Origin of the sequence: Halomonas sp. JS92-SW72 (assembly GCF_003547075.1) — a bacterium.
In the GTDB taxonomy this organism is placed as follows: domain Bacteria; phylum Pseudomonadota; class Gammaproteobacteria; order Pseudomonadales; family Halomonadaceae; genus Halomonas; species Halomonas alkalicola.
The window spans coordinates 2263785-2282356 of the sequence record NZ_CP032147.1 but is presented as its reverse complement, the minus strand read 5'-3'; the positions used below and the strand labels follow the sequence as shown (position 1 = coordinate 2282356).

Annotated in this window: 19 protein-coding genes; 8 read left to right on the top strand and 11 right to left on the bottom strand. The window is 71.0% G+C overall.

The window, feature by feature from the left end; genetic code table 11:
* Positions 1-36 precede the first annotated feature (36 nt).
* From D1793_RS10730 to D1793_RS10715, 4 genes are all read right to left on the bottom strand, one after another.
* On the bottom strand, positions 37-798 hold the full coding sequence (locus D1793_RS10730; protein ID WP_119022162.1) for an ABC transporter permease: 762 nt from the start codon (positions 796-798) through the stop codon (positions 37-39).
* Entirely contained in the window at positions 795-1736 is a 942-nt protein-coding gene (locus tag D1793_RS10725; RefSeq protein ID WP_119022161.1) for an ABC transporter ATP-binding protein, read from the bottom strand. The genes D1793_RS10730 and D1793_RS10725 overlap by 4 nt, the downstream gene beginning before the upstream one ends.
* A gap of 129 nt (positions 1737-1865) precedes the next feature.
* The gene (locus tag D1793_RS10720; protein ID WP_110070487.1) at positions 1866-2144 is read right to left on the bottom strand and encodes a peptidylprolyl isomerase; all 279 of its coding nucleotides are present in this window, start codon (positions 2142-2144) and stop codon (positions 1866-1868) included.
* Between the two features lie 101 nt (positions 2145-2245).
* On the bottom strand, positions 2246-2569 hold the full coding sequence (locus D1793_RS10715) for a hypothetical protein (RefSeq protein WP_119022160.1): 324 nt from the start codon (positions 2567-2569) through the stop codon (positions 2246-2248).
* A 157-nt stretch (positions 2570-2726) separates the two neighbouring features.
* Between D1793_RS10715 and D1793_RS10710 the strand changes: the two genes are divergently transcribed.
* Both D1793_RS10710 and D1793_RS10705 read left to right on the top strand, forming a co-directional pair.
* Complete coding sequence (locus tag D1793_RS10710) at positions 2727-3695, top strand: DUF523 and DUF1722 domain-containing protein (protein WP_119022159.1); 969 nt, start codon at positions 2727-2729, stop codon at positions 3693-3695.
* Positions 3696-3705: 10 nt separating this feature from the next.
* The gene (locus D1793_RS10705) at positions 3706-4899 is read left to right on the top strand and encodes a methyltransferase (RefSeq protein WP_240407653.1); all 1194 of its coding nucleotides are present in this window, start codon (positions 3706-3708) and stop codon (positions 4897-4899) included.
* 106 nt (positions 4900-5005) lie between these two features.
* On the opposite strand, the gene D1793_RS10700 is transcribed toward D1793_RS10705, so the two are convergent.
* The 3 genes from D1793_RS10700 to D1793_RS10690 are packed head-to-tail and all read right to left on the bottom strand — an operon-like array spanning position 5006 to position 6413.
* Entirely contained in the window at positions 5006-5491 is a 486-nt protein-coding gene (locus D1793_RS10700; RefSeq protein ID WP_119022157.1) for an SRPBCC family protein, read from the bottom strand.
* Positions 5492-5503: 12 nt separating this feature from the next.
* Complete coding sequence (locus D1793_RS10695) at positions 5504-6121, bottom strand: DUF1571 domain-containing protein (RefSeq protein ID WP_119022156.1); 618 nt, start codon at positions 6119-6121, stop codon at positions 5504-5506.
* A gap of 16 nt (positions 6122-6137) precedes the next feature.
* Complete coding sequence (locus tag D1793_RS10690) at positions 6138-6413, bottom strand: hypothetical protein (RefSeq protein ID WP_205527539.1); 276 nt, start codon at positions 6411-6413, stop codon at positions 6138-6140.
* Positions 6414-6585: 172 nt separating this feature from the next.
* On the opposite strand from D1793_RS10690, the gene D1793_RS10685 reads away from it, so the two are divergent.
* Genes D1793_RS10685 through D1793_RS10665 form a run of 5 tightly spaced genes read left to right on the top strand, consistent with a single transcriptional unit; the run spans position 6586 to position 13675 of the window.
* The gene (locus D1793_RS10685; RefSeq protein WP_119022155.1) at positions 6586-9153 is read left to right on the top strand and encodes an ABC transporter substrate-binding protein; all 2568 of its coding nucleotides are present in this window, start codon (positions 6586-6588) and stop codon (positions 9151-9153) included.
* Positions 9150-10277, top strand: a complete 1128-nt coding sequence (locus D1793_RS10680; protein ID WP_119022153.1) for an ABC transporter permease — start codon at positions 9150-9152, stop codon at positions 10275-10277. The genes D1793_RS10685 and D1793_RS10680 overlap by 4 nt, the downstream gene beginning before the upstream one ends.
* The gene (locus tag D1793_RS10675) at positions 10274-11614 is read left to right on the top strand and encodes an ABC transporter permease (protein WP_119022152.1); all 1341 of its coding nucleotides are present in this window, start codon (positions 10274-10276) and stop codon (positions 11612-11614) included. The genes D1793_RS10680 and D1793_RS10675 overlap by 4 nt, the downstream gene beginning before the upstream one ends.
* Positions 11614-12660: an ABC transporter ATP-binding protein gene (locus tag D1793_RS10670; protein WP_119022150.1), complete on the top strand. Its 1047-nt coding sequence runs from the start codon at positions 11614-11616 to the stop codon at positions 12658-12660. Before D1793_RS10675 ends, D1793_RS10670 begins: the two co-directional genes overlap by 1 nt.
* Positions 12653-13675 (top strand): ABC transporter ATP-binding protein, encoded by a 1023-nt coding sequence (locus D1793_RS10665; protein ID WP_119022148.1) that lies wholly within the window; start codon positions 12653-12655, stop codon positions 13673-13675. Before D1793_RS10670 ends, D1793_RS10665 begins: the two co-directional genes overlap by 8 nt.
* A gap of 58 nt (positions 13676-13733) precedes the next feature.
* Here the strand turns inward: D1793_RS10665 and D1793_RS10660 are convergent, their stop codons facing one another.
* The 4 genes from D1793_RS10660 to D1793_RS10645 all read right to left on the bottom strand — a co-directional run bounded on the left by D1793_RS10660 (position 13734) and on the right by D1793_RS10645 (position 17954).
* On the bottom strand, positions 13734-14126 hold the full coding sequence (locus D1793_RS10660) for a glutaredoxin (RefSeq protein ID WP_119022147.1): 393 nt from the start codon (positions 14124-14126) through the stop codon (positions 13734-13736).
* Positions 14127-14206: 80 nt separating this feature from the next.
* Positions 14207-16186, bottom strand: coding sequence for a M1 family peptidase (locus D1793_RS10655; RefSeq protein WP_119022145.1), 1980 nt, complete (start codon positions 16184-16186; stop codon positions 14207-14209).
* Between the two features lie 4 nt (positions 16187-16190).
* Complete coding sequence (locus D1793_RS10650; protein WP_119022144.1) at positions 16191-17357, bottom strand: ChaN family lipoprotein; 1167 nt, start codon at positions 17355-17357, stop codon at positions 16191-16193.
* Between the two features lie 126 nt (positions 17358-17483).
* Positions 17484-17954, bottom strand: coding sequence for a YbaK/EbsC family protein (locus tag D1793_RS10645; RefSeq protein ID WP_119022143.1), 471 nt, complete (start codon positions 17952-17954; stop codon positions 17484-17486).
* A gap of 228 nt (positions 17955-18182) precedes the next feature.
* Between D1793_RS10645 and D1793_RS10640 the strand changes: the two genes are divergently transcribed.
* The gene (locus D1793_RS10640; RefSeq protein WP_119022142.1) at positions 18183-18533 is read left to right on the top strand and encodes a hypothetical protein; all 351 of its coding nucleotides are present in this window, start codon (positions 18183-18185) and stop codon (positions 18531-18533) included.
* Positions 18534-18572 lie beyond the last annotated feature (39 nt).

Sequence of the window (18572 nt, the reverse complement as noted above, 5' to 3'; positions counted from 1 at the left end):
CGATGATACCCGGCCGGCTCGCGCGTCGATACCCGATCACGGCTTGAGCCGGTACCCCGTGCGGAAGATCCGCTCCACCACCATCAGCGCCACGGCCAGGAACAGCAGGATCATGGCGAGGCTGACTACCGGGCTGACGTCGCTGATGCCGTAGAAGCTCCAGCGGAAGCCGCTCACCAGGTAGACCACCGGGTTGGCCAGGGTCACCGCCTGCCAGAAGGGCGGCAGCATGTCGATGGAGTAGAAGGTGCCGCCGAGGAAGGTGAGCGGGGTGATCACCAGCAGCGGCACCAGCTGCAGCTTCTCGAAGCCGTCGGCCCAGATGCCGATGATGAACCCCAGCAGGCTGAAGGTCACCGCGGTGAGCAGCAGGAAGAGCACCATCATCAGCGGGTGCGCGATGGCGTAGGGCACGAAGAGCCGGGCGGTGGCCAGCACGATCAGCCCCAGCACCACCGACTTGGTGGCCGCCGCGCCCACGTAGCCGATCACGATCTCCCAGTAGGAGATGGGCGCCGAGAGGATCTCGTAGATCGAGCCCGAGAAGCGCGGGAAGAAGATCCCGAAGGAGGCGTTGGAGACGCTCTGGGTCAGCAGCATCAGCATGATCAGCCCGGGCACGATGAAGGCGCCGTAGCTGACGCCGTTGACCTCGCTGATCCGCGTGCCGATGGCCGCGCCGAACACCACGAAGTAGAGCGAGGTGGAGATCACCGGCGAGACGATGCTCTGCAGCACGGTGCGCAGGCTGCGCGCCATCTCGGCCAGGTAAAGGGTCTTCACGGACTGCAGGTTCATGCCGTCTCCTTGACCAGACTGACGAAGATCTCCTCCAGGGAGCTCTGGCGGGTGTGCAGGTCCTTGAAGCCGATGCCGGCGGCCTCCAGGTCGGCGAGCAGCTCGGCGATGCCGGCCTGGTCCTCGTCGGGTTCGTTGGCATCGTAGGTGTAGACCAGAGCGTGGCCCTCCTCGGCCAGGGCCAGCCCGTGGCGGGCGAGGGCGTCGGGCAGCGTCGCCAGGGGCTCGCGCAGATGAAGGGTCAACTCCTTGCTGCCGAGCTTGCGCATCAGGGCGTGCTTCTCCTCCACCAGCACCAGTTCGCCGCGGCGGATCACGCCGATGCGGTCGGCCATCTCCTCGGCCTCCTCGATGTAGTGGGTGGTGAGGATGATGGTCACGCCGCTGTCGCGCAGCTGGCGCACCACTTCCCACATGTCGCGGCGCAGCTCCACGTCGACCCCGGCGGTGGGCTCGTCCAGAAACAGGATCTCCGGCTCGTGGGCCAGGGCCTTGGCGATCAGCACCCGGCGCTTCATGCCGCCCGAGAGGGTGATCAGGCGATTGTGGCGCTTGTCCCACAGCGAAAGCGAGCGCAGCACCGCCTCGATATGGGCCGGGTCCTTGCCCTTGCCGAAGAGCCCGCGGCTGAAGCTGACGGTGTCCCACACGGTGACGAAGGCCTCGTTGGTCAGCTCCTGGGGCACCAGGCCGATCCGCTGCCGGGCGGCGCGGAAGTCGCGGACGTTGTCGTGGCCGTCCACCAGCACTCGCCCCGAGGTGGCGTTGACCAGGCCGCAGATCACGCTGATCAGGGTGGTCTTGCCCGCCCCGTTGGGGCCCAGCAGGGCGAAGATCTCGCCCCGCCGGATCGAGAGGCTGACCTCCTTGAGGGCCTCGAAGCCGCCGGCATAGGCCTTCGAGAGCCGCTCGATCGCGATGACCGGGGAATCACTCATGCCTGGCTCCTGTGGCGAGTTCGATGATGCCCTCCATCCTAGCGTGACTCGCCGTATGATACAGGGCTTGTACAAGAAAAAAGCCGCGCAGGGTGGCCCTTGCGCGGCGTCATCCAGCCCGGCAGGCGATCAGCTGCGGCTGGTGATCTCCAGCAGGTGGTAGCCGAACTGGGTCTTTACCGGACCGTGTACCTTGTTAAGCTCGCCGGAGAAGACCACCTCGTCGAACTCGCGGACCATCTGGCCCGGGCCGAAGCTACCCAGGTCGCCGCCCTGGCGGCTGGAGGGGCAGGTGGAGTTCTCGCGGGCCACCTCGGCGAAGTCGCGACCGCCCTCGATCTCGGCCTTGAGGGCCTCACACTTCTCCTTGCTGTTCACCAGAATATGACGCGCGGTTGCCTTGGCCATGGAAGTCTCCTGAAGGTTGGCTCTCGGGTGCCGGCGGGGGCGCCGGCAGGTCCCGGCGAGGATAGCATGACCCTGCCCCGGAGACAGGCCGCAACCTCGACTCAGCCCCCCAGGCCGATGCTGAGTCGCAGGGCCTGCAGCCCATCCAGTTCCAGGCGGACCTCATCGGAGAAGACTGGATGGCCGATCACGCGAACGTCCAGGGTGGCCTCGGCGCCGCGATAGCGGATGCCGACGGCGACCTCTGCCGCCTGGCTGACCGGCGCGAGCAGCCCGTAGTCGAGGCTCTGCACCTCGATGGCCGTCAGGCCGCGGGCCTCCAACTGCTCCTCGATGGCCTGCCGGGCGGCATGGCCGTAGAAGACGTAGAGACCGGCGTAGGCCAGGCCGGCGAGCACGGCGAGAGTGAAGACGAAACGGCCCATGGCATCCTCCCTGTGGGCAACGATGGAATCTCGACTGGGCGTTATATCACACCGCCAGTCGCCATGCCGGGCGGCGCACGTCGTGTCACAATCATGTCTCAATGGCGGGGCGATGGCGGGGCGTCACCCCCCGCAGCAAGGATCGAGGGAGGCGAGCATGAGCGAGGCGGTGTCGAGCAGGTCAGGCATTCCGGTGGGGATCAGTGCCTGCCTGATGGGCGAGCAGGTGCGTTACAACGGCGGCCACAAGCGGTCGCGCTACTGCCTGGAGGTGCTCGGCGAGCGCTTCGCCTTCGAGCCCTTCTGTCCGGAACTGGCGGCGGGGCTCGGCGTGCCCCGGGAGCCCATCCGCCTGGTGGGCGCCCCCGGCGAGGCGCCCCGGGTGGTGGGCACCGTGGACCCCAGCCTCGACGTCACCGACAGGCTGGCGGCGGTGAGCGGCGAGTTCATCGCGCGCCATCGTCACCTGCGTGGCTTCATCCTGATGAAGGGCTCCCCGAGCTGCGGGCTGGAGCGGGTCAAGGTCTATGGCGCCAACGGCATGCCCAGTCACTCCGACGCCGGCGCCTTCGTGCGGGCGCTGAAACGCCACTTCCCGACGCTGCCGCTGGAGGAGGAGGCGCGCATGAACGACGCCGTGCTGCGCGAGAACTTCATCACCCGGGTCTACGCCCTCGACGACTGGAAGCGCCACGTGGAGGCGCACCCCAGCTACCACCAGCTGCTGCAGTTCCACAGCCGCCAGAAATACCTGCTGATGGCCCATCACGTGGAGGCCTATCGCGAGCTAGGTCGCTACCTGGCCGAGGCCCACGCCCGCACACTGGAGGAGGCGATGGACCACTACCTGCAGCGCTTCATGGCGGCCCTGGCCCGCCCCGCCACCCGCAAGACCCACACCAACGCCCTGATGCACGTCTTCGGTTACCTCAAGGAGGCCCTGGACGGCGAGACACTCCAGGACCTGCTCGCCGCCATCGAGGAGTATCGCCAGGGGCATGTGGCCCTGGCGGTGCCGATCCGCCTGCTGGCGCACTACCTGAAGCGCCACGGCTCGGAGTATATCCGCCGCCAGACCTACCTGGACCCGCACCCCTATGAGCTGGGGCTGCGCAATGCCATCTGACCCCTGGCCCATGACGCACCTCGAACGCATCACCGGCCTGACCGAACGGCTGGCCGAATGGCAGCCGCTGTGGCGCTGCCTGCCCTTCCAGCACCCGCGGCTGCCCTGGCAGGCGCGCTGGCCGGGGCTTGCCGAGGCGCTGCTGGCGCTTGCCGACGATGACCTGGCGCGTCTGCAGGAGGACCCCTTCACGGACTCCCCCCTGGCCGCCTGGCTGCCCGTGGATGAACTGGCTCGGCTGGTGGCCTTGCCGGCGCTGGCGGAGCAGGGCGAGGCGCTGCCCGCGGCCTGGGGAGAACAGGTGGGGGGGCGCAAGTGGCGCCAGGTGCAGGCCTTCCTGCCCCAGATCGAGGTCGCCCAGGACGAGGCGCTGGTGGAGTGGTGCGCCGGCAAGGGGCACCTGGCCCGGGCCCTGTCGCGTCATCATGGCATCGAGGTGGTCGCCCTGGAATGGCAGCCGGCGCTGTGCGAGGCGGGCCGCGCCCTGGCCCAGCGGCAGGGCGCTCGGGTGACGCTGCGGGAGCAGGACGTCATGGCCGAGAACGCCGCGGCGTGGCTGGACGCCCGGACCCGGGTGGCGGCGCTGCACGCCTGCGGCGACCTGCACCGGCGGCTGCTGACCCTCGCCGCGGCGGCGGGCAGTGCCGTGACCCTGGCGCCCTGCTGCTACCAGCGCACCGCGGACGACCGCTACCGGCCGCTCTCCGCCCGGGGGTGCGCCCTCGCCGCGGCCTGGGGCCTGGTGCTCGAACGTGATGACCTGGCCCTGGCCGTGCAGGAGACGGTCACTGCCCCCCGTGGCGTGCAGCGCCACCGGGAGCGGGCCGGCGCCTGGCGCCTCGGTTTCGACCGGCTGCAGCGCGAGGTGCGTGGCGTCGATGCCTACCTGCCGGTGCCGAGCCTCGCCTACGGCCAGATGCCCGAGACCTTCGAGGACTTCTGCCACTGGGCGGCGCAGCAGAAGGGCATCGCGCTGCCCGCGGGGGTCGACTGGTACGCCCACGAGGCCGCCGGCTGGCGGCGCCAGCGGGAGGTCGCCCGCCTGGAACTCGCCCGCCACCTCTTCCGCCGCCCCCTGGAGGTGTGGCTGGCGCTGGATCGTGCGGCCTTCCTGGAGGAGGCCGGCTATGCGGTGGAGCTCGGCACCTTCTGCCCCCGGGAGCTCACCCCTCGCAACCTGGTGCTGCGCGCCCGGCGCCGCTGAGGGGGCGGGTGGCCGACGTCCGTGGTGGAGAACCGCCATGCGCGCCTCGAGCGTTTCGGCACTCTCGTCTCGACCCTCTCGTTTTGACTCTCTCCCGCTTAGCGCGTCACCCGACGATCTCCACCTTGCCGATCAGCGGTGCCGCCAGGTGCCGGGCCAGGCCCCGGGCGCCTCGTCGCATCAGGGTATGATGGTTCCAGGCGAAGAACGGGCGGGCCAGGGGAGCAAGCCGGTTCATCCAGCCCTTGGTGGTCGTCACTTGCCACAGGTGTGTCACCTCGGTGGTGCCTCCGACCGCGCGCAGTGACCAACGGCCCAAGCCGGCCAGGTCGCCGCTGGCCCGGGCTTCGACCCGGCAGGGACCATCGGCGTGGGTCACGCACACTTCAAAGCGCAGGCGATACCCCAGGGCGCTGCGCCAGATGAAGCGATAGCGGCGCCCATGCCCCGCTGAATCGCCGGGGGCGAGCAGCGTCACCGCGTCGAGCCCCGGCCACCAGCCCGGCCAGTGGACCGGCTCGCTCAGGGCGCCATGCACCGCTGGCAGCGGGGCGGCGACCCGCCAGCGGGTGACGAAGCAGTACGCCGCCATGGTCGCCGGTGCTCAGGGCGAGAAATGATCGGCGGGCAGCGGGGGATCGAGCACCAGCTCGTCCAGCGTCACCCGCTCGAGCTCGCGGCCATGGCGGTCGAAGCTGATCACCCGTCGTGGCAGCCTGTGCGTGGCGTCGAGCCACAGTTCGTAGCGGGCGACCTCGCCAACCATGTGGCCCGGGTCGCCCTGAACGGTGACGTGTTGCACCTGGTGTTCGCCCAAGCGCTCCTGGCCAAGCGCGCGCAGCTCACCCCGCCACTGCAGGCGCTGCACGTTGCGCAGCAGGGTACCCAGGTCCGACTGGTCGACCCGATGGCCGCGGGCGCTGCGTACCAGCCGATGGGTGGGCCGCAGGCCCAGGCTGGGGCCCGCGAGCCCGAAGGGCCACACCCGTACCCGCCGGGTCTCGGGGCTGTAGATCAGCACCGCGCCGCGCTGGGGGGTCACCATCTCGAGGCGGATATGGCCAGGGCGGCGATAGCTGTAGTGGATGATCTCCTCGCCTGCGGTACCGCGGCTGTGGAGGGTCACCCGGTAGGCGTCGAGGGCCTCGAAGCGGGCCAGGGACTCGGCGATGGGGTCGGGGCCCTGGGCCAGGGCCATGACGAGCAGCAGTTCGGACAGCACGGTGCCCCCTCACGACTCAATCGATGACCTCCAGCACGCCCCACATCCCTCTGTCGCGGTGGCTGGGGAGGTGGGGCGTTCGCGTGGTGCGGTAGACCTCCAGCTCCACCGGCACGCCGACCTGGACCCGGATCCGATCGGGCTGGAAATGGTAGTTACCTCCCATCAGGGTGAGGCGCTGCACGCCGTCGGGATCGAGGCGAGCCGGCATGGCCTGCTCCTGGCCCCAGGCCACGCCTGCCGTCAGCACCGCCAGCCCCAGCAGCCAGCGCCATCCTCCTGGGCCGAACACCCAACACGCCCCCGGCGGGATACACTCGCCTCCTGATCATGCCTTCAGCATAGCAGCGGGCGAGATAAGGGCTCGTAGCGTTGAAACGCCGGTCGTCGCGGCGCGGTTTCCTCGCTGCCCCGGCTCGGTCAAAGTGTAGCCCTGAGGCCTGGTCGGAAGCAGGGATGACATCATGAGAGGCGTGGGACTCGGCATCAGCGCGCTGCTGCTGGCCGCGGCAGTGGGGGTGACGCTGTGGCCAGCGGGGGACAGGCCCGGGCGGGAGCCGCCGCGCCTGGACGTCGAGCTCGACCGCGAGGCCCTGGCCGGGCGGCGCGGGGCGCTGCTCGACGAGATCGTCTTCCTCCGCGAGACCGATATCGGCCGGGTCACCGGGCTGATCGAGTCGGGCAGCCACCAGCTCTTCAGCCAGGGAATCTCGAGCTCCACGGTGGTCAACCGGCTGCGCGATTCCGTCCATGCCGATCATGATCTGGCCTTCGGCACCTCCAGCGAGCTGACCTTGAACCCCGCCGGCCCGATCCTCGCCGACGGCAGCCTCAACCCCTTCGCCCTGCCCGAGATCCGCGAGGCCCTCAACTGGCTGATCGACCGTCGCCACGTGGCCGAGGAGCTCTATGGCGGCCTGGCCGTGCCGCGCACCCTGCCGCTCTCCACCGCCTTTCCCGATTACTCGCGGCTCGCCGAGGTGGCCCGGGCGCTGGAGCTGCACTACGCCCACGACCCCGAGCGGGCCCGCGCCGCCATCGATGCCGGCATGCTGGCGCTCGGCGCCGAGCGCGAGGGCGGGCGCTGGACCTGGCGCGGCGAGCCGGTGCGCCTGCGCCTGCTGATCCGCACCGAGGACGAGCGCCGCCGGGTGGGGGACTATCTCGCCAACCTGCTGCAGGACGAGGGCTTCGAGGTGGAGCGCCGCTACCGCACCGCCGAGGAGGCCTCGCGGCTGTGGATCGCCACCGACCCCGCGGCGGGCCACTGGCACCTCTATACCGGCGCCTGGATCTCCATCGTGATCCAGCGCGACCAGGCCGACAACTTCAGCTTCTACTACACCCCCCGCGGGCGCGCCGAGCCGCTGTGGCAGGCCTACCGCCCCGCGCCCGAGTTCGATGCGCTCGCCGATCGGCTCTCCCGGCGTGACTACCGAAGCTGGGAGGAGCGACAGGCGATGATGGTCGAGGCCCTGGCACTGGCCCTGGCGGACTCCTCCCGGGTGTGGCTGGTGGACCAGCTCAACGCCTCGGCGCGGGCCGCCAACGTCGAGGTGGCCGCGGATCTGGCCGGCGGTGTTTCCGGCTCCGCGCTGTGGCCCTACACCCTGCGCTACACCGACCGCCTCGGCGGGCGCATGGTGGTGGGGCTGCCGGGGCTGCTGGGCGAGCCCTGGAACCCGGTGGCCGGCAGCAACTGGGCCTTCGACCGCATGATCACCCGGGCCACCCAAGACCCCGTGGTGCTGCCCGACCCCTACACCGGGCTCTTCTACCCCCAGCGCATCGCCCGCGCCGAGGTGGCGGTGGAGCAGGGCGTGCCGGTGGAGCAGACCCTCGATTGGCTGACGGTGACCCGCGAGGCGCAGATCCCGGTGCCCGATGACGCCTGGGTCGACTGGGATGTCCTCTACGGGCGCTTCATCACCGCCGAGGAGGCCCACCCCGAGGGGCTCACCGCCCGCACCCGGGTGCGGGTCCACTACGACGATGACCTATTCGCGCACCGCTGGCATGACGGCTCCTGGCTGACGCCCGCGGACTTCGTGCTGCCCTGGATTCTCGACTTCGAGCGCGCAAGCGAAGCGAGCCCGCTCTTCGACCCGGCCCATCTGGCCACCTTCGAGGCCTTCCGCCGCCACTTCCGCGGTTGGCGGATCCTCTCCACCGAGCCTCTGGTGATCGAGGTCTACAGCGACCAGATCTTCCCCGATGCCGAGAGCATCGTCGCCGCGCGGGCGCCGAGCCCGCTGCCCTGGCACGTGCTGATGCTGGGCATTCTCGGCGAGCGCCGCGGCGAGCTGGCCTTTTCCTCCAACAAGGCCGATCGCCACCGGGTCGACTGGCTGAGCCTGGTGGCCGGGCCCAGCCTACCGGCACTGGCACGGCTGCTGGAGCAGGCCAGGGAGGCCAGCGAGCTGCCTCACGAGGTGGCCATGAGTGAGTGGATCGCGCCGGGCGAGCGAGAGCGGCGTCTGGAGGCCCTCGCCGCCTGGCACGGGGCCTTCGGCCACTTCTGGGTGGGCAGCGGCCCCTATCGGCTGCACTCGGTGCATCCCGTGGAGGGCAGCGTGGTGCTGCGCCGCTTCGAGGGGTATCGCGACCCTGCCGACCGCTGGCTCGGCCTGAGCACGGCGCCCATTCCGGAACTGGTGCTCGATGGTCCTCTGGTGGTGGAGGTGGGAGGCCCGAGGGCTCGCAATGGCCTGGCGGCCGGCGGCGCGGAGGGGCACGAGGCCGCCGAATTTCGCCTCAGCCTGACCGTGGAGGGCGAGCCCTATCCCGAGGCCGACGTCCAGGAGGTGAGCTACCTGCTGTTCGACGGCCAGGGGGCGCTGGCCCAGCGCGGCGAGGCCAGGTCGGTGGGCGACGGCGAGTGGCGGGTGCTGCTGGATGCCGAGGTCCTGGCGGCCCTCGGCAGCGGCGCCAACAGCTTGGAGCTGGCCGTGATCAGCCGGCGGGTGGCACTGCCGGCCTTCGCTTCCCATGTGTTTGCCACCGTGCCATTCGGCGAGGAGGTACCCCGATGATCCCCGAAGCCTCCACCGAACCGCGGCGGCCCTCCCTGCGTCGCGCCCGCCTGCGCGACCTGCGCCATCTGCTGCTGTTCGCCCTGGGGCGTCTCGTCGCCCTGCTGGCCACGGTGCTGGTGGGGGTCTATCTGACCATCGTGGTGGCCAACATGGGAGGGCAGGTGGATGAGCTGCGCCTGGTGCAGATCAGGAGCGAGGTGGTCGAGACGGTGCGCGCCGACCCGGCCTTCTTCGACATGCCCGGCGAGGAGCGCAACGCCCTGGTGGCGCGCCAGGTGGCCCTGGAGGTGGAGCGGCTGCGCCTTGACCAGCCCTTCGTGGTGCGCAGCCTTGACTACCTGAAGCGGGCCATGAGCCTGGACCTGGGGCGCGCCGAGCAGATGCACAGCGATCGCGGCTCCCGGGAGGTACGCGACATCATCACCGAGCGCCTGCCGGCGACCCTGCTGCTGTTCGGCACCGCCAACCTGCTGGTCTTCTTTACCGCGGTGTTCGCCGCCCTGCGGCTGTCGCGGCACTATGGCAGCGCCCTGGACCGCACGGTGATCGCGCTGGCGCCCAGCTCGGCGGCACCGGGCTGGTTCTACGGGATCTTCCTGATCCTGCTGCTCGCCTTCGTGTTCCCGCTGCTGCCCGCCGGGGGCATGGTCACCGCGCCGCCTCCCGAAGGCCGCCTGGCCTACGCCGCCAGCCTGATCCGCCATATGCTGCTGCCGGTGGCGGCCATGTTCCTCTCCTCGATCTTCGTCTCCATCTACTCCTGGCGGACCTTCTTCCTGATCCACGCGAGCGAGGACTACGTGGAGATGGCGCGCGCCAAGGGGCTCTCGTCCCGGCGCATCGAGCGGCGCTACATCCTGCGCCCGGCGCTGGCGCCGATCATCACCAGCTTCCTGCTGATGCTGATCGGCCTGTGGAGCGGGGCGATCATCCTCGAGCAGGTGTTCAACTGGCCCGGGCTCGGCTCGCTGCTGTTCCAGGCCATCGGCCACCGCGACACCCCGGTGATCATCGGTGGCGTGGTGATCTTCGCCTACCTGCTGGCAGCGACGGTGTTCGCGCTCGATATCCTCTATGCGCTGCTCGACCCGCGGGTGCGGATCAAGGGAGGTCGCCGATGAGTGCCGTGACAGAGCGCCGGGCCTGGCGGGAGCTGGCCCGCTACCCCTCGGCGCTGGTCGGCCTGCTGATCATCCTGCTGCTCGGCGGCGTGGCCCTAACCACGCTGGTGGCGATTCCCTACGGCGAGGCCCTGGAGCGCTGGCGGGGCGGCGAGATGTGGCTGCGCCATCCGGTCAACGCCTCCCCGGCCTGGGTCGACCGCCTGCGCGGCGGCAACGCGGCCCGCACCCTGACGGTGGCCAGCCGCGATGCCGAGGTCGAGGAGGTGCCCTTTCCGGGCGGGCGGCGGCTGCAGATTCCCCTGGAATTCGACTACGCCTTTGGCGGCTTCCCCAGCGAAATCAATCTTTTTCTGAGCGCCGAGGGCCATGCCCGCGCGCCCTTCGTCAGGCTGCTGTGGCAGGCCCCGGACGGCCGCGAGGTGGCCCTGGGCGGCTATCGGGTCGGCCGCCAGGAGCGCGTCTCGATCTCCCAGGACCGCAGCCTGGCACAGCGCCTGGGCGGCCTGGCGCCCCATATCGGCCTGCTCAGCGACCCCCTGGTGGAGGGGGAGCCCGAGGTGCTCCAGGGCGGCTATCGGCTGCTGCTCGACGCCGTGCTCTTCGACGAGCAGGCCGGGCTCGAGGCCGAGCTGGTGCTCTACGGCCGGGTCCACGGCATCGCCGGCACCGACCACCAGCGCCGCGACCTCAGCCTGGCGCTGCTGTGGGGTACCCCGGTGGCGCTCGCCTTCGGGATGATCGCCGCGGTGGGCACCACCCTGACCACCCTGGTGATCGCCGCCGTCGGGGTCTGGTACCGCGGCTGGGTGGATGCGGTGATCCAGCGGCTCACCGAGGTCAACATGATCCTCCCGGTACTGCCGATCCTGGTGATGGTGGGCACCCTCTACTCCACCAGCATCTGGCTGATGCTCGGGGTGGTGGTGCTGCTGGGCATCTTCAGCGCCGGCATCAAGACCTACCGCGCCATGCTGCTGCCGATCCGCGAGGCCCCCTATATCGAGGCGGCGCTCGCCTACGGGGCCTCGGACCTGCGCATCGTCTGGCGCTACATGCTGCCGCGCATCCTGCCGGTGCTGATCCCCACCTTCGTGACCCTGATTCCCACCTTCGTCTTCCTGGAGGCGTCGCTGGCGGTGCTGGGGCTGGGCGACCCCGAGCTGCCCACCTGGGGCAAGGTGCTCAATGACGCCCAGTCCCAGAGCGCGCTCTACAACGGCTATGTCTACTGGGTGGTGGCCCCGGCGATCCTGCTGATGCTCACCGGCCTGGGCTTCGCCATGCTCGGTTTCGCCCTGGATCGGGTCTTCAATCCGCGCTTGAGGAGCCTGTGATGGCGGCTACGACGACAGGGTTCACGGCGGGGGAGCCCCTGCTGCGGGTCGAGGAGCTGGCGCTGCACTACCGCAGCCGGGAGGGGCCGGTACGCGCCGTGGACAACGTCAGCTTCGACGTGAAGCGCGGCGAGGCGCTGGTGATCCTCGGCGAATCGGGCTGCGGCAAGAGTTCGCTGGCCCGGGCACTGTTGCGCCTGCTGCCGCGCAACCTGGCCCACCACGGCGGCCGGGTCAGCCTGGGGGAGACCCGGATCAGCGAGCTCTCCGACGAGCGCTTTCGCCGGGAGGTGCAGTGGTCGCGCCTGGCGCTGGTGATGCAGGCCTCCATGAACGCCTTGAACCCGGTGGTGAAGGTGGGCGAGCAGGTGGCCGAGCCGCTGCGCGAGCTGAAGCGCTGGCCCCGGCGCCGGGCGCTCGCCCGCGCCGCCGAGGTGTTCCAACGGGTGGGGCTGCCCCTGGACTTCATGGCCCGCTACCCCTTCGAACTCTCCGGCGGCATGCGCCAGCGGGCGGTGCTGGCCATGGCGCTGGTGGCGGAGCCGGAGCTGGTGATCCTCGACGAGCCCACCTCGGCCCTGGACGTGCTGACCCAGGCGGCGATCATGAACGTGCTCAAGGAGATCAAGGCGGAGCTGGGTACCAGCTTTATCCTGATCACCCACGACGTGGCCACCTCCAGCGAGCTGGCCGACCGGGTGGCGCTGATGTATGCCGGCGAGCTGGTGGAGGCGTGCAGCGCGGCGCGCTTCTTCGGCGAGCCGGCCCACCCCTATTCGCGCTTGCTGATGAAGAGCGTGCCGCGCCTTCACGAGCGCGAACGCCCGCGGGCGATTCCCGGCCAGCCGCCGAGCCTGCTCGACCCGCCCGGCGGCTGCCGCTTCGCGGCGCGCTGCCCTGAGCGCTTCGCCCGCTGCGCCGAGTCGCCCTCGGCGTGTGTTCCGGGAGGGGGCGCACGGGAGGCAGCGGGTGAAGGGGCGAGCGAGAGCCGCCATCGGGTGCGCTGCTGGCTGCATGCGCCGAGCGGGGGAGGTGAGCATGGCTGAGGCGCCGCTGGTGGAGGCCCGTGGCCTGCACACCTGGTTCGAGCTGCGTCAGTGGGGCTTCCTGCGGGTGGGGGTGGTGCGGGCGGTCGACGATGTCAGCTTCACCCTGGCTCGCGGCGAGGCGGTGGCCTTCGTCGGCGAGTCGGGCTGCGGCAAGAGCTCTCTCGTGCGGACCCTGCTGGGGCTGCATCGGCCGACCCAGGGCGAGGTGTGCTTCGAGGGGGAATTGCTGGCCGGCCTCAAGGGGGCGGCGCTCAAGGCGTGGCGGGCCCGGGTGGGCTATGTGCAGCAGGACCCCTTCGGGGCGCTGCCGCCCTTCCTGGACTTGCGGCGCATACTCGCCGAGCCGCTCAAGATCCACGGCGTGACGGATCGCGCCGAGCGCGAGCGGCGCATCCGCGCGGCGCTCGCGGAGGTGCGGCTGACGCCGGTGGAGGAGTTCCTCGGCAAGTTCCCGCATATGCTCAGCGGCGGCCAGCAGCAGCGGGTGGTGATCGCCCGGGCGCTGATCCTCGAGCCGGCGCTGGTGATCGCCGACGAGCCGGTGTCGATGCTCGACGCCTCGGTGCGGGTGGAGATCCTGGAGCTGCTGCGCGGCATCCAGCGCGAGCGGGGGCTGACGCTGGCCTTCGTTACCCACGACCTGGCCACGGTGCGTCACTACGCCGAGCGCATCTTCGTGCTCTATGCCGGCAAGGTGGTGGAGAGCGCCCCGGTGGACGACCTGCTCGACGCCCCCCAGCACCCCTATACCCGGGCCCTGCTGGCCGCACTCTCCGACCCGGACGCCGCCAACGCCACCCGCCTGCGCGAGGTGCCTGCCGGGGAGCCGCCGAACCTGATCGACCCGCCGGCCGGGTGTCGCTTCCATCCGCGCTGCCCCCAGGCCATGGCGGGGCTATGCGACCGGGAGGTGCCCCCGGCGTTCATGCCGCGCCCGGACCACGGCGCCGCCTGCTGGCTGCATCAGCCTGGCGGAGAGGGAGAGGCGCAGGCGGCAGGGTCTGGACGCTAGCGTCCAGGCGATGGTCATCAGGCGGTGGTCTTCAGGCGCTGGGGGCGGGCGACAGGGATCAGGCGGCGCCGAAGCGCTGGTGCAGCCAGGCGTTGATGGCGTCGGACTCGTAGAGCCACTCCTCGCGGCCGTCGTCGTGGGCGATCTTCAGGCAGGGCACCTTGATGCGCCCGCCGCCCTCGGCCAGGGCCTGGCGGTGCGCCGGGTCGAGCTGGGCGTCGCGCACCTCGATGGGCAGGCCCAGGCGGGCGATCTCCTTGCGCACCTTGACGCAGAAGGGGCAGGTGCGGAACTGGTAGAGCGCGAGGTTCTCGCAGGCGCTGTCGACCTCGGCCTGGGCCTCCGGGCTGCGCTCGATGGACTTCGGGGTGGAGAGCTTCTCGGCGATCAGCACGACCGGCGCCAGCACCAGGCGCAGGCCGCGGAAGAAGGTGCGGATGATGATTCGCATCGGGGGAAGTGACCTCGGGAATGGTGAAGGAAACGGCGCCCATGATGCCTGTCTGGGCGGCGGCTGGCCATCCCCGACGGCTACTCCTCCCACTCGATGCGCAGCGGATTTTCCTCTGCCGGCCAGGTGTCGGCGTCGCGGGTCTCGCCGTCCTCGCCCAGCACCAGGTGGCTGCGCTGGCCATGGTGGCGCAGTCGGGCGGCGAGCATGGCCAGGCCCTCGGCGTCGTCGCCGCTGAGCAGGCCGATGGGGTGTCCTGGATGCATCCAGAAGCGTGCGCGACCCGCCTCTTCCAGCCCCTCCCGGGGCGGGGCGGCGAGGCCGCGCTCCCGGCGCCACGCGACGACCTCGTCGGTGGTGCCCACCACCAGCAGCGGCGCGAGGGTCTCCCGCTCGTCATCCAGTGTCGCTTCGGCGGGCAGCGACGCGAGCCGGTGGCCCAGAGCCCGGCTGGCCAGCGCCTCCAGCTCCGCGGTGCGGCCAGGCGTCAGCGCCACCAGCCGGGTGTCGGGGTCGAGCAGCAGCCGGCGCAGCACGCTGGGCAGCGCGCCGGGGTGGCGCAGCAGCTCGGCGTCGGGGTCCACCTCGAGCGACCGAGGGGCCCCCGCCAGGGGCAGGGCGAAGGGCTGGCGCTCGCTCTCCATGCGCTGGGTCAGGGTCAGCGGCCCTGCGTCCGTGTCCACCACCAGGGGCACGCTCATCGGCCAGGGGGCCTGCTCGCCCCGCTGGACCAGCACGCCATGCAGCCAGCCGCCGTCCGGTTCGGCCTCGAAGCGTACCTCCTCCAGGGCCAGCTCGGGGCGGCCGGGGCGGTCACGCCAGGCGGCGAAGAAGTGGGCGAGTTCCTCGCCGGCCCTCTCGCTGAAGGCGGCCTCCAGGGCCTGCCAGTCGGCGGTGCGGTGCATCCAGCGCCCGGCGAAGGCGACCAGGCCGGCGTCGAAGGCGGCGTCGCCCAGATGCTGGCGCAGCATGTGAAAGAGCAGGGCGCCGTGCTGGTAGCCGATCAGTCGGCCGGCGGGGTCCGGGCCGCCACGAAAGTCGCGCAGGGTCGGCTCGTGGGCGGCGGGCAGGGCGGCGAGGTCGCGCAGCCAGCCCCGGCGCAGCTCGGCATCCTCGTCGGCCGCCTCGGCCACGGCGTGGTCGGCCAGGTAGGTGGTCAGCGCCTCGGCCCAGTTGCCCTCGGCGTAGTCCACCAGCACGCCGGCGCCCCACCAGGCGTGCATGATCTCGTGGGGCAGCGAGGTGTCGGGAATGAAGGGCAGCGGGATCACCCGCTCGCCGAGCAGGGTGAAGCCGGGAAAGGCGACCCCCACCGGCGCCGGCGAGGCGGCGATGCTGAAGCTCGCGAAGGGCAGGCGCCCCAGCCGGGCCTGGAAGGCGGCCAGGTGGTGCGCGGCTCGTTCCAGGTAGGTCGCGCCGAAGGCGGCGTCCAGCGCCTCGGGGAAGAGCACCCGCAGGGTCACGCCGTCGACGTCTCGCTCGCGAAGTGCCCAGGGGCCGGCGGCGACCTCCGCCTCGCGGATCCGCGGGTGGTGGAAGCGGGCGAGCCTGCCCGCTGGCGTGGTCCGCTCCTCCACCAGTGAGCCGCTGCCCAGCGCCCGCTGCCCGGCCGGAGTATGCACCTCGAGCGAGAGCGGCCCGGCCTCATCCACCAGGTGGGGGTACCAGCCGCTCCGGGTGGGCAGAAAGGTGCCGGCCTCGGCGATGGCGTGGCGCGTCTCCCGCCCCGCTTCGGGGAGGGTTCCGTGCCAGCGCAGGGTGAACGTCGGCGCGGAACAGGCCGGTACCACCCAGCGGCCCTCGCGGTCCCGCGCCAGCCGGAGCGTCTGCTCGCCGCAGCGGGCCTCGCGGACATCGAGCCCCTCGAGCAGCGCGAAGCGCCCGCCGTCGGGCAGCAGCTGCACCAGTTCGCCGGCGAGGCTTCGCTCGGCGGGGTCGAGGTGCAGCGTCAGCCGGCGCTCGGGACCGAGCGTCTCCCCCCAGGCGGGGCCGGCCAGCAGCGCGCCGAGCAGGGCCCAGGCCAGGGGCGAGCGGCAGCGGGGCAGGCCTGGTGTCGCCATGGGGTCAGCGCACCCCGTCGCGAAGCGGGAAGCGGGCCAGCAGCTCCTCGGTGCTGCCATTGCGCGTCACGGTGAGGGGCAGCAGGGTGCCTGGCGTCTGGCGGCGCACCAGGTCGGTGAGTTCACCGGGGCGGCGCACCGGCCGGCCGGCGACCTCGACGATCAGATCATCACGCTGCAGACCCAGCGTTTCGGCCAGGCTCTCCTCCATGACGCTGACCACCCGCACGCCGTGCTCGTCTGCCGCGATCAGGATGCCCAGGCGCTGGGGCTCGGGGGGCTCGAAGGCAGCCTCGTCGCCGAGGGTAAAGAGCGCATCGGCCAGTCCCGCCGGCGGCGTGCAGTCGTCGCTCCGCTGCCAGGCCAGCAGCCCGACGGCGTCGATCCCCAGGTCGGCCAACTGGTGGGGCACGCCGTGGCCGTAGCTGACATGGCCCTGGCCCATCAGCCCCACCACCAGCGCCGCCTCCTCGGCGGCCTCGGCCAGGGCCTGGGCCATGGCGCGGTCCCACACCAGTTGGGCATCGATGAAGCGCTCGAGGCCCCCCTCGGGGTCCTCGGCGCTTGGGTGGTTGGCATAGACCTCGGCCAGCGCCTCGCGGTATCCCTCGGAGGCGGGGACGGGCGGGGTGATGGCGTGGCGCTCCTGTGGGGGAATGGCCTCCCACCCCTCTTCGGCGATGCGCTGGCGCAACGCCGGGGTGACGTTGAGGGCCCGCAGCGGGATGCGCTGCATGCGCGCGAAGTGCAGGATCGGCAGATAGGCCTCGGGGTCATAGCCCCAGGCGCCCAGCCAGTCGCTCTCGGCCAGGAAGGCGGCCTCGTCGAGCTCCCCGGCCACCCAGGCGTCCAGCGCCGGCTGGGCCTCCCGTGGCAGCATCTCTAGGCCGATGGTCATTCGCGGCTCGCGGGCATGCAGGCCGGCCAGGGTGTGCAGCTGCCAGCGGTGGTGGGCCAGCCGCTCGTGCTGCTCGCCGAGCAGCACCACGCGGCGCTCGGCCAGGTCGGCCATCAGCGTGGCGGTATCCACGACCTCGCCCTTGCGCTGCCACTGGCCTGGGGCGGGGCAGTCGCTGGCCTGGGCGGCGGGCAGGCCGGCGAGGATCAGGGCAAGGGGGAGGGCGGCGGTGCCAGGGTAACGGGAATGGGAACGGGAACGGCGGTGCGGCATGGGAGCTCCTGACGGGCGAGTCGGCGGGCCTCAGGCCGCTACCATAGCGCAGTCGGCTCGCCAGCAGAAAAGGGCCGCGATCAACGCGGATCGCGGCCCGACAGGCGCCCACCCCGTGCGTCGGGGTCAGTAGTGGCGACTGAAACGCCCGTGAGGGCTGTCGTGCATCAGGCGGTCGAACTCCCGCCCGCTCATATGCACCAGGGTCTCGTGGTCGCCGGCATCGAAGTAGACGTCGGGCTGGTGCCTGAGCATGTCGTCGACATAGACCTGCAGGCCCCAGGCCTGGCCGACCGGGGTGGTGGCGCCGGGATCGCAGTCGCGGAAGTGCTCTATGATCTGCTGCTCCGAGGCCAGGGTGACCTTCTCGTGGAGCATCCTCGAGAGCTGATCGAGGTCGGCGTCGCAGCTGCTGGGGATCACCGCGAGGCGATACCCGGAGTCGCTGTGGAGCATCACCGCCTTGGCCATGCGATCGCCGGCAATCTTGGATGTCTCAGCGATGCGACTGGCGGTGATCTCCCGGGGGTGGGGGAGTTCCTCGTAGTCGATGTCACAGGCCTCGAGATACTCCTTGAGGGTCATGGGCATGGTCATGGCGAACTCTCTTCCGGACGCATGGGCCGGGGGGTTGACGGTGGTTGCCTCCCTGCCTCTCCTTGCGGGCATCCTCATTGTCAGTATAGCCATCCCGCTTCTACCTCGCGCATGATCCTCCTCATCGCATGAGGGGTAATGGCATCGCACCGGGGCAAATGCCGATACACTCCCGAGAGGCAAGGCCGACGAGGAGGCGATGTGTCAAAGGCTAACCAGGGAGGCGTCATGGTGATGGGAGCAAGGGGCGGCATCCTGCTGGTGGCGCTTGCGTTTGCGCTGGCCGGCTGCGGCGGCGATCCGCGCCCCAGCGAGGTGCCATTGGCGGTGCTGGCCGGCAACGCCGAGGCCCACGACGGCAGCCGCGTGGTCACCGAAGGCGTGGTGCGCCACTTCGAGGAGCCGCTGCACTACTGGATCGAGGACGAGGATCTCAACCGGGTGGAGCTCTTCCCCCACGAGGCGATCGCGCCTCACCTGGGCGAGCGGGTTCGGGTGGAGGGGGCGTTCGCCTTCTCCCGGGAGGAGGGGCGCCGCCTCACTCTGGAACGGGTCGAGGTGCTTGCCACGGCGGACTAGGCCGGTCGATTGATAGCCAATCGACTGACAGCAAGGAGA

Bases quoted from the DNA above. Each gene is read 5' to 3' on its own strand.
- D1793_RS10730 (WP_119022162.1), bottom strand. From the start codon at position 798: ATGAACCTGCAGTCCGTGAAGACCCTTTACCTGGCCGAGATGGCGCGC.
- D1793_RS10725 (WP_119022161.1), bottom strand. From the start codon at position 1,736: ATGAGTGATTCCCCGGTCATCGCGATCGAGCGGCTCTCGAAGGCCTAT.
- D1793_RS10720 (WP_110070487.1), bottom strand. From the start codon at position 2,144: ATGGCCAAGGCAACCGCGCGTCATATTCTGGTGAACAGCAAGGAGAAG.
- D1793_RS10715 (WP_119022160.1), bottom strand. From the start codon at position 2,569: ATGGGCCGTTTCGTCTTCACTCTCGCCGTGCTCGCCGGCCTGGCCTAC.
- D1793_RS10710 (WP_119022159.1), top strand. From the start codon at position 2,727: ATGAGCGAGGCGGTGTCGAGCAGGTCAGGCATTCCGGTGGGGATCAGT.
- D1793_RS10705 (WP_240407653.1), top strand. From the start codon at position 3,706: ATGACGCACCTCGAACGCATCACCGGCCTGACCGAACGGCTGGCCGAA.
- D1793_RS10700 (WP_119022157.1), bottom strand. From the start codon at position 5,491: ATGGCGGCGTACTGCTTCGTCACCCGCTGGCGGGTCGCCGCCCCGCTG.
- D1793_RS10685 (WP_119022155.1), top strand. From the start codon at position 6,586: ATGAGAGGCGTGGGACTCGGCATCAGCGCGCTGCTGCTGGCCGCGGCA.
- D1793_RS10680 (WP_119022153.1), top strand. From the start codon at position 9,150: ATGATCCCCGAAGCCTCCACCGAACCGCGGCGGCCCTCCCTGCGTCGC.
- D1793_RS10675 (WP_119022152.1), top strand. From the start codon at position 10,274: ATGAGTGCCGTGACAGAGCGCCGGGCCTGGCGGGAGCTGGCCCGCTAC.
- D1793_RS10670 (WP_119022150.1), top strand. From the start codon at position 11,614: ATGGCGGCTACGACGACAGGGTTCACGGCGGGGGAGCCCCTGCTGCGG.
- D1793_RS10665 (WP_119022148.1), top strand. From the start codon at position 12,653: ATGGCTGAGGCGCCGCTGGTGGAGGCCCGTGGCCTGCACACCTGGTTC.
- D1793_RS10660 (WP_119022147.1), bottom strand. From the start codon at position 14,126: ATGCGAATCATCATCCGCACCTTCTTCCGCGGCCTGCGCCTGGTGCTG.
- D1793_RS10655 (WP_119022145.1), bottom strand. From the start codon at position 16,186: ATGGCGACACCAGGCCTGCCCCGCTGCCGCTCGCCCCTGGCCTGGGCC.
- D1793_RS10650 (WP_119022144.1), bottom strand. From the start codon at position 17,357: ATGCCGCACCGCCGTTCCCGTTCCCATTCCCGTTACCCTGGCACCGCC.
- D1793_RS10645 (WP_119022143.1), bottom strand. From the start codon at position 17,954: ATGACCATGCCCATGACCCTCAAGGAGTATCTCGAGGCCTGTGACATC.
- D1793_RS10640 (WP_119022142.1), top strand. From the start codon at position 18,183: ATGGTGATGGGAGCAAGGGGCGGCATCCTGCTGGTGGCGCTTGCGTTT.